Source organism: uncultured Campylobacter sp. (assembly GCF_905371695.1).
Classification (GTDB): Bacteria; Campylobacterota; Campylobacteria; order Campylobacterales; family Campylobacteraceae; genus Campylobacter_A.
The window spans coordinates 1-8,389 of the sequence record NZ_CAJPMA010000077.1 but is presented as its reverse complement, the minus strand read 5'-3'; the positions used below and the strand labels follow the sequence as shown (position 1 = coordinate 8,389).

At 46.7% G+C, this 8,389-nt stretch carries 6 protein-coding genes and 1 CRISPR repeat array; all 6 genes read right to left on the bottom strand.

What is annotated here, in order from left to right; translation table 11 throughout:
- Positions 1-110: 110 nt before the first annotated feature.
- The gene (locus tag QZ147_RS07205) at positions 111-2,531 is read right to left on the bottom strand and encodes an EAL domain-containing protein (RefSeq protein WP_295148742.1); all 2,421 of its coding nucleotides are present in this window, start codon (positions 2,529-2,531) and stop codon (positions 111-113) included.
- Positions 2,512-3,405: a cytochrome c peroxidase gene (locus QZ147_RS07200; protein WP_295148739.1), complete on the bottom strand. Its 894-nt coding sequence runs from the start codon at positions 3,403-3,405 to the stop codon at positions 2,512-2,514. Before QZ147_RS07200 ends, QZ147_RS07205 begins: the two co-directional genes overlap by 20 nt.
- A 216-nt stretch (positions 3,406-3,621) precedes the next feature.
- Complete coding sequence (locus QZ147_RS07195; protein ID WP_295148737.1) at positions 3,622-4,614, bottom strand: iron-sulfur cluster assembly scaffold protein; 993 nt, start codon at positions 4,612-4,614, stop codon at positions 3,622-3,624.
- Positions 4,615-4,959: 345 nt separating this feature from the next.
- The gene (locus QZ147_RS07190; RefSeq protein ID WP_295148735.1) at positions 4,960-6,138 is read right to left on the bottom strand and encodes a NifS family cysteine desulfurase; all 1,179 of its coding nucleotides are present in this window, start codon (positions 6,136-6,138) and stop codon (positions 4,960-4,962) included.
- Positions 6,139-6,590: 452 nt separating this feature from the next.
- Positions 6,591-7,391 carry a metal ABC transporter permease gene (locus QZ147_RS07185; protein WP_295148732.1) on the bottom strand — a complete coding sequence of 267 codons (801 nt, stop codon included), beginning with the start codon at positions 7,389-7,391 and terminating at the stop codon, positions 6,591-6,593.
- 82 nt (positions 7,392-7,473) lie between these two features.
- Positions 7,474-7,920 carry a DapH/DapD/GlmU-related protein gene (locus QZ147_RS07180; RefSeq protein WP_295148729.1) on the bottom strand — a complete coding sequence of 149 codons (447 nt, stop codon included), beginning with the start codon at positions 7,918-7,920 and terminating at the stop codon, positions 7,474-7,476.
- A 164-nt stretch (positions 7,921-8,084) separates the two neighbouring features.
- A CRISPR array of direct repeats spans positions 8,085-8,373; the repeat unit is 25 nt; unit sequence AAATCCCAAAGGGATAAAATTTTAC.
- Positions 8,374-8,389: the final 16 nt, after the last annotated feature.

Below are 8,389 nucleotides of genomic sequence, written 5' to 3'. Positions count from 1 at the left end.
TCTAGCGGTTAGGACATCGCCCTTTCACGGCGGTAACACGAGTTCGAGTCTCGTAGGGGTCACCACTTCTTTTAAAATTTCTCAGGTCTAATAAAATCTAAATTTTACATTTACCCCATCGATTGCGGCTTACCTAGCAAAAATCCTTGCGCGTATTTTATACCGAAAAGTTTAACTTGCTCCAAAATTTCAGGCGAACTTACAAACTCCGCGACTACTTTATAGCCCTGTTTGCTAGCAAAATTTACGATAGTTTCTACCAGTACGCGAGCGTTTTGATCAAACGGCAGCTTTTTAATTATCGAGCCGTCGATTTTAATATTATCAACGTCAAGCTCCAAAATTCGGTAATAATTAGAATACCCCGAACCGAAATCGTCGATTGAAATTTTGCACCCGTAGCCCTTGACGCGGCGAATAAATGCGTTAATAATTTCATAATCGTCCATCTCCTCGCTCTCTAACATCTCAAAGCAAAGATGCTCCGGGCGCGTGCAAATTCTAAGCTTGTCTTCAAGCAGCTCTCTAATCGAGCCGTCGGCGATATCCGAGCTTGAAAGGTTGATCGAAAACGTATATTTTGGATATCGCTCTATGAGCGAAAATGCCCGCTCTATCACCTTTTTAGTAATCTGCGAGTAAAGTTGCGCTTGCACCGCGGTTTGCAAAAACTCGCCCGGATAGCGAATTTTACCGTTTTGATCCATTATGCGCACCAGTACTTCGTAAAATTTCGCCTCTTTTTCGCCGCTTTGCACGTCGAAAATCCCCTGACACTCGACTACGACGGTATCGTTTTCCAGCGCGGCCTCGATCATTTGAGTTACGATTTGGTTTTTATAATACTGCGTCTCTATCGCGTCGTTTTCTTGATAATAATAAACTTCGGTATCGGCGTTAAAGGCTTGCCGATTAGCAAGTACGGCTTGCATTAGGCGGTTAGTCTGAGGCGTATCGCGTGCGGTAGAGACGCCTAACACGATTTTAGGCCCCGGCAAATTTTCGATTCTGCCGTCGATTTCTACTTCTAGCTTAGAAAAGCTAAAATACTCTTTGATATACGAAATGTCGCACCTAACGTTATCTCCGTAATACCACGCGTAAAACGCGTCGTCTTGGAAGCGAAACAGCTCCGCGCTCATTTGCGTGGTTTGCACGCATAGCCTTAGCGTGTCGGCAACGGCTTTTACCATCGCGTCGATGACCTTGGTTTGGTAAAAAAACCTCATCGTTTTAAAATTTTTTACGCTCATGCAAATTATCATCCCGTCGCCGCGGCCTTCTAGCTTTTGCGTCAGCGCGAGGTAGTTGCCGAATCCGGTAAGCCCGTCTATCAGCGACTGCGTCTTGATTTGCTCGTTTTTTAGCGCGAGCTCCTCTATCATTTTTACCTCTTTGGTGCGGTTAAATTTTAGCCCGATATAGCCTTCTAATTTACCGTCGAAAAAAAACGGCACAATTTTGGCCTTTTCGTGTATCAAATCGCCGTTTTTTGCGCGGCTTATAAGCTCGTCGCTTTGCCAAACCTTTGCCGTTTTTATAGCGCGCTTTATATCCTCGTAAAAATCGCTTTGATGCGCGAAAGATTTTAAAACGTTGGGATTTCTGCCCGCTACTTCGCTAAATTTGTAACCCGTAACGTTTTCAAAAGTCTTATTTACGTATAAAATTTGACTCTTATCGTTACAAAAAACTACCGCGCTATGGTCGTTTTCGATCGCGGTTTTTAAAAGTTTGATCTCGCGTAGCCCGTCCGCGCTTTTTTTGGTTTGATAAAATACGAACGCTAGCAGGATAAAAAATAACGCGAAAGAAACGCCCTCAAAGACGCGCAGCCGCTCTACTACGCGAGCGTATTGCGTTAGCTGCCCTTCGTATAAATTCTCCGCCGCTTGCGCGGTTTTTAGCTCGTCGTTTTGCTTTGCTATATCGTTTAACGACGAGATTAACGCGGCAGCGCGGCTAGCGCGGGCTAAAATTCCAAGCCTAACCTCGTCGCCTTGCAGCCGCTCTCTTAGCGCGTCGATCTCTTGGTTTAAAACCTCGACGTGCTCGTCGCTAGAATTTGCGAAATTTTCGAGTTTAAAAAATAGCTTTTTTAACCCTTTGGCGTCGCCCAGCCTTGAAATTTCGTATTTTCCGCCGACGACGATCGTTTTAATGCCCGCGCTTATAAAATTAGAGCGGTCTATCACGCGGATTTTTTTCTCGAAATTTTCCCTAAGGCGCGAGATTTCGGGCGTTAAATCGTAAAATTTAGCAACCCTAGCGTCGCTTGATATTTTAGCCAGCTCGGTTAAATTTCCGTCGAAATTTTGAACGTCCTTTCCTAAGACGTCGAAATTTCGCGTCAAAATATTATTTTTTACGTTAAAGTCTAGCGATTCGCTAATAAAGCGCAAATTTAGCGTAAGTTTTAGCGCTTCGTTGCTCGCCGAGGCGGCATAGCTTAGTTTAAAAACCATAACGGCGCACGCGATAAAAATAAGCGTTAAAGCGTAAGAGAAAAATCTAATTTGACGAAGACTCATTTAATATCCTAGGTCTTTCGCCGCTTAAAGTAAGCAAAAATTTATGTATCGCCTCGACGCTTCCATCATCGATATCTACGTCAAACTGCGCCTCGGCGATCTTTTTAACAGCAACCTTTAAAGAGGCTATTTCGCCGCCCGATAGATAAGGCGCCGTCCTTGCGATATTGCGCAGCGACGGGACGCGCGAGAGTCTTTCGCGAGATAAATCGCCGTTTTGATTTTTTAAAATCTTTTTGGCGAACCCCGCTTCATGCATCAAATTTCCGCCCAAATTTTCGCCGTTATGACACGAAGCGCAGCCTAAATTTTTAAACGCTTCAAAGCCCGCTTTTTCTTCATCGTTAAGCGCGTCCTCTTGCCCCGCTAAAAATTTATCGAACGGCGAATTTACCGCGGTTACGGCTTTTTCGAATTCTGCTATCGCGTCTGCTATATTTTCGAAATTTACGCCTTCTTCGTAGATGTTTTGAAACGATTTTTTATAAGCGGCGATTTTTTCTACGGATTTTACGACGGCGCTTTCGTCGGAATTTAGCTCGTATTGCGACGTTAGCGCGTCTTTAACCTGCGCTTTTAGGTTTCTTGCGCGCCCGTCTTTAAAAAATATGAAATTTAGCCCCGCGTTTAATATGCTAGGCGTAGTTAAAGCGCCCGCTTGCGCTTTTTTGCGGATAGTGCCGCTAAAATCCCAGTAAAGATTATGACAGGTTTCGCATGAGTAGGTTTCGTTTTTGCTAAGGCGCTTATCGAAAAACAAATCTTTGCCAAGACGCGCCTTTTGCTCGTCGTATCGCACGCTAGTAACGGACACGAACTCGCTTTTAGCAAGCGCGAACGCCGTAAAAATAGCAAAAAATAAAAACGCCCTCATAAGCCCTCCAAAAGCGTAATTATACAAAAATTTTCGCTTTTTGCGCGCCTTTTAGAAAACTAGCCGTTGCCGCTTCATGGGCAAATTTAAGCCATCTTGCGCCGCAAATTTTACCCGCGCCGCTAAACTAAGCAAAGCGTTAGCGCGAGCGCGACGGGCTATTATCGGGTAAAATTTTGGAATTTAAGCCGCGCCGATTTATCCGCCTACGAAAATTTATATCGGCATTACGCGAATTTTAGGACTTAGAGACTCTTGCAAAACGTTTTCTATCGCGTATAGCGTCCCGCCCGCGCCGCTCGCACAGCCCGAGCACGCTCCTAGATAGCGGATGTACACGTCGGTAAAGCCGTCGTCGCTTTTTTGCATGTCGATGATTTCTAAGTTGCCCCCATCCATCATCAGCATCGGACGGATCTGCTCGTCGATGACCTTTTCTACGGCTTTTAGCTGACCCACTACCGTAAGCTCGTCAAACGCGATATCGCCCGCATGTCCCGAAATTTGCGCGTCGGCTTGGCTTTTTAGCTTTTCGGCTTCCATCTCAGCGCGGGTATCGCGCAAGATGTCTACTAGGTAATACTCGCGCTTTTCGTGGCCGCCCGGTTTCACGCAGGACTTGCAAAAGGCGCCCGCTTTGGTGTATTGCGTGATCTCTTCTACCGTGTGTAGGTCGTTTAGGCGGATAACCTCTTTTATCGTGCCTAGGCTCACGCGCGCGCACTCGCACACGATTATTTCATCCTCGAAATGCTCCGGATCCACGCCCTTATACTGCGCTGCCGCGGCCTTGATGACGTCGTAGGCCATGACCGAGCAGTGCATCTTCTGCGGCGGGACGGCCGGGACGTCGGGCGTGTCGCGCATGGCTTTTTCCACGTCGATATTTGTGATTTTGACCGCTTCGTCCACGGTCTTGCCGATGCAAAGCTGCGCCATAGTATCGGAGCTTGCTATCGCCGTGCCGCAACCGAAGCTTTTAAATTTCGCGTCGATTATAACGTCGGTTTTTTCATCGACTAACCAATATAAACGCACCGCGTCGCCGCAGCTTTCCGCGCCGAAGTCCGCTACGATTAGCTTTGCGTTTCGTGCGGCGGCGTCGGCCTCGGTTAGCTCACCCATGTGGAGCGGGTTGTTCATTCTGTTTTGGACAGTTTGGGAGTATTCGTCCCAGATGGAACCGCCGATTAGATTATTTTTTGCCATTTTATTTCCTTTTTGGAGGCGTTGTCTCGCGAGCGTCTTTGAATGAGCTTGCAAAAATATCGCTGCGGCAACCTATTTGGTTAGCCTTGCTCATTTTTGCTTCACAACATTCAAATCCATCTCGCGATACTGCCGCCCGTTTCCTTTTAAATTTAACTCAAATTTGGACTTTTTAGGCTCAAATTTCAATTAAATTTAACCTCAAATTTGAATGTAAAACATTAAGGCAAAGTATTTTGAGATGATTTTGAATGTTGTGCGGAAATTTTCGCCCCAAGGCTAGACAGATAGTCTGCCGCGGGACGAAATTTCAAACTCATTCAAAGGCGCTCAAAAGACGAGCCGTTAATTGCCGCTAGGAGCGTAGGCGTACGTACTCGAAATCGCCCTTAATCTCTCCACCGCCTTTTTAATCTCTACTATCGCGTAATCGATCTCCTCTTCGGTCGTAAAGCGCGATAGGGATAGCCTTAGCGCCGTGTGCGCCAACTCCTTATCCGCGCCGATGGCCTCCATTATCGGGTTGCTTTCCAGCGTCTCGCTCGCGCACGCGGAGCCCGTGCTAGCGGCGATACCGGCGCGATTTAGATCCCATAGCATAGCTTCGCCTTCCACGCCTTTAATGGACGCTAAAATAGTGTTAGGAACGCGGTTCGCGCGGTCTCCCACGACGCTGACGTCGGGGATTTCTAGAAGCGCGTCTTCTAGCTTATCGCGCAAGCGGCGTACGTGCGAATCCTCGTAACCCATAAATTTACAAGCAAGTTCCAATGCCTTACCCATGCCTACGATGCCCGCGACGTCTAGCGTCCCGCTGCGACGCCCGCCCATATGCTCGCCGCCGTGCAGCAAGCTAGTTAGCGGCCTGCCGTCTTTGATAAACAGCCCGCCCACGCCTTTTGGTCCGTGAAATTTATGCGCCGAAAAGCTCATAAAATCGACGTCTAAATCGCGAACGTTTATCGGAATTTTGCCTAGTGCCTGTACCGCGTCGGTGTGAAAAAGCGCGCCGTATTCGTGCGCGATCGCGGCAAGCTCCTTAATCGGAAAAATCATACCCGTTTCGTTATTTGCGGTCATAACGGACACCAACGCTACGTCCTCATCCATCGCCTCTCTTAGTTGCGCGGGCTCGATGACGCCTTGCGAATTAACGTCCAAAACCGTTAGCTCTACGCCGAATTTTTTTAAAAATTCGCACGTCGCGCGGATAGCCGGATGCTCCACCGCGGTCGTTACGACGCGCTTTTTCTTGCCAGTCGCGATCAGGTCGAAATAAATGCCCTTCATCACCCAGTTATTGCTCTCCGTGGCGCAACTCGTTACCACTATGTCGTCGCTATCTTTGGCGTTTAGTCCCGCGTAGAGCTGATCTAGCGCGGCGCGAAGCGCGGGGTGCGTCTCGGAGCCGAATTTATGCAGCGAATTGGGATTACCGTATTTTTCGCAAAAAAACGGCTTCATAAGCTCGAACGCTTCGGGATCGACCATCGTCGTAGCATTGTTGTCTAAATATACTCTCAAAATCTTGACCTTTATCAATTAGGATATGTTTTATCCTTTTATTTTGGCGCAATGGTATAGCAAATTTCATAAAATTTAGTTTAAAATTTGGGAATAATTTTTTCAAATTCAGCCGAATTTTGATATTAAAAAGTATTGAAAGTCTTTATCAAAAGTAGAATTTATCGATATTTCCGCCAAATCGCCATCAAATAAGGCTAAAATAGTCTAAATTTAAGAAAATAAAATCACGACCACGATTTTTGCAATTCGCTAAATTTTCGTAGCCGTTAAAATTTAAAAATTTCTCGGCGGCAAAGGACGAGCCCTAGTTTTGCCGTATTTACGGCGATTTGCAAGCGCGGTTTTAGGCGCGGCGATCAAACGCGGAGAACGCATAAAAAAACGAAGCCGAATTTTAACAACCCGCGGTAAATCGGCGAAATTTCGCGAATTTTCAGGCAAATTTCCGTCTAAAACCGCCTAAATTTAAACGCGAACACAAAAAAACAAACCGACGCGATTAAAATTATGCTCGCGCCGCTGGTTAAATTTAGCCAAAAGCTTACAAACAACCCCGCCAGGCAAAAAATCGTCGATAACGCCGCGGAAATCGCCATCATAGAGCCCAGCTTTTTAGCGAAAATTTGAGCGATAAAAGGCGGTATCGTAAGTAGCGCGATAACCAAAATAAGCCCCACTACGCGTATCGTGGCTACCACGCAAAGCGCGGTCATGCACACCAGCGCGTAGTAAAAAAGCGTCGTTCTCACGCCGCGAAGCCGAGCGAACTCCGCGTCGAAGCTCACCGCCGCAAACTGCCTGTAAAATACTGCGATAGCCGCTAAAAACGCTATACCTAGCGTCGCCATGAAGGCTAAATCCGCGCCGCTTACGGCTAAAATCGAGCCGAAAAGATAGCTCATCAAATCGCCGCTATATCCGGGCGTAAGGTCGATAAAAATAATGCCCGCCGCCATACCGAATGCCCAAATAGCGCCGATGACGGAATCCATGCGCGCGCGATCTTTTAGCGTCACCGTCGCGATGATTAGCGCCAAAAGCAGCGAAAATACCCCCGCGCCCAAAAGCGGATCTACGCCTAGAAAAAACGCCGCCCCGATGCCGCCGTAAGCGCCGTGCGCGATACCGCCGGCGATAAAGCTCATGCGGTTTACCACGATTAAAGAACCCGAAATGCCGCATATCGCGCTTACCAAAAGCCCCGCTACGAGCGCATTTTGCATAAAATTTAGACTTAAAATTTCAATCATTTTGCCGCCTTGTTTTTAATAATTCTAGCTAGTTCGCATTAAAATTTCGCCCGTTTGCCGCGCGCGAAATTTATCTAAAAATTTACCAATTATTTTGCTCTTTGCATTTTTTTAAATACTGATCAAGCGTCCCTACGACTCGCGCCGGATGCCCTACGGCTAGGGAGTTTGAGGGAATACTCTTCGTCACGAGGGAGCCTGCGCCGATTACTACGTCGCTGCCTATGGTTACGCCCGGCATTATCATCGCTCCCGCGCCGATAAATACGCGGTCGCCGATAGTTACGGGCGCCGTTTTAGTGCGTCCTAAAAATATCTGGGTACTCGCGTCGTGGCACAAAATATAAGCGCGAGGCGCGATCGTCACGTCGTCGCCGATCGTGATGAGCTCGCAGTGGTGCGGATCTAAAATCACGCCCGTTTGTCTGGCGAAATTTTTACCTACTTTCATGCCGCGAGCCGCTAGCCACTCGGTACTAACCTCGCCGCGAAGTCGGTTTAAGGCGTTACGCAAAAATTTTACGATCATCTTTTTCCTAAATTTCGGGTTTAAATTAGGTGAAATTATAGCTTAAAATTTACGGCAAATTCGGCGAAATTTTAATTTTAGACTTCGGGGCAAAATCGGATTCTTTAAAAAACGGGTTCGAATTTTATCATCCGTATTTTGGCAAGAACATTGCTTTTAGGGCATTTTAAATCCCAAAGGGATAAAATTTTACGGCTGCTTCCGTAACGCGCTTCGGGGCGATTATTCGTTTTAAATCCCAAAGGGGTAAAATTTTACGACGTCGGCTTTTTGGTATATCCGTTTTTGAGTACCGTTTCAAATCCCAAAGGGATAAAATTTTACCTTTTTTGATTGGCTAGCGGAGAAATTTGCATTTGGTTTCAAATCCCAAAGGGATAAAATTTTACCGTGTTTAGGCTTTCCCGTATCAAACGAATGAACGTTTCAAATCCCAAAGGGATAAAATTTTACATGTTGACGATGGAGA

Excerpts from the sequence above, each read along its gene's own strand:
- QZ147_RS07205 (WP_295148742.1), bottom strand. The coding sequence starts at position 2,531 with ATGAGTCTTCGTCAAATTAGATTTTTCTCTTACGCTTTAACGCTTATT.
- QZ147_RS07200 (WP_295148739.1), bottom strand. The coding sequence starts at position 3,405 with ATGAGGGCGTTTTTATTTTTTGCTATTTTTACGGCGTTCGCGCTTGCT.
- QZ147_RS07185 (WP_295148732.1), bottom strand. The coding sequence starts at position 7,391 with ATGATTGAAATTTTAAGTCTAAATTTTATGCAAAATGCGCTCGTAGCG.
- QZ147_RS07180 (WP_295148729.1), bottom strand. The coding sequence starts at position 7,920 with ATGATCGTAAAATTTTTGCGTAACGCCTTAAACCGACTTCGCGGCGAG.
- QZ147_RS07195 (WP_295148737.1), bottom strand. The coding sequence starts at position 4,614 with ATGGCAAAAAATAATCTAATCGGCGGTTCCATCTGGGACGAATACTCC.